Annotated in this window: 2 pseudogenes; both read left to right on the top strand. The window is 37.6% G+C overall.

The features are described from left to right. A pseudogene (locus AACV33_RS04290) lies at positions 1-137 on the top strand (GNAT family N-acetyltransferase); the annotation flags it as partial. Between the two features lie 138 nt (positions 138-275). After that, positions 276-526 (top strand): annotated as a pseudogene (locus tag AACV33_RS04285) (GNAT family N-acetyltransferase); the annotation flags it as partial.

The following is a 526-nucleotide window of genomic DNA, read 5'->3' as shown; positions in this document are numbered from 1 at the left end:
GCTCACAAGAGTTCTTCAAGCCAGCTCGTAATCTCTATGAAAAATTTGGTTTTCAATATTGTGATCCCTTTGCTGATTATAAACCTGATCCACATAGTCAATTTATGTCGTGCACACTGGGTGAGTCATTCTCATAACAAATGCATCAACACGATTTGCTACACTCGGCGTTGTCAGTTTGCCTTTAGTTTCAGTGATTAAGGCAGTAAAATTCAGCTAGGTCTGTATCGTAGCAAACGTGTTATGCAGGCGTTATGTAACAGGAGCCCAATGGTATGAAAATCGAAACTAAACGTTTGAAAATGGAAGTAATTACAGAAAACGATTGGGCGTTATTTTTACAACTACATTCTAATCCTGAAGTTATTTCACTGTGCTTTGATAAGCCAGATGTTGAGGTTGTCAGAGGGAAATTTGAATCCCGGTTAGTTCCATGGAATGTGGATTCCAGCTCATGGTTATGCTTTGTTATTTTTGATAAACAATCAGGAAACTCTATTGGTATTACAGGTTTTACTGTTGAAAA

The sequence above is a fragment of the Aliivibrio sp. SR45-2 genome (genome assembly GCF_963890165.1).
Taxonomy (GTDB): domain Bacteria; phylum Pseudomonadota; class Gammaproteobacteria; order Enterobacterales; family Vibrionaceae; genus Aliivibrio; species Aliivibrio salmonicida.
Note: the sequence above shows the minus strand (reverse complement) of the source record. Positions and strands in the feature narration are given on the sequence as shown.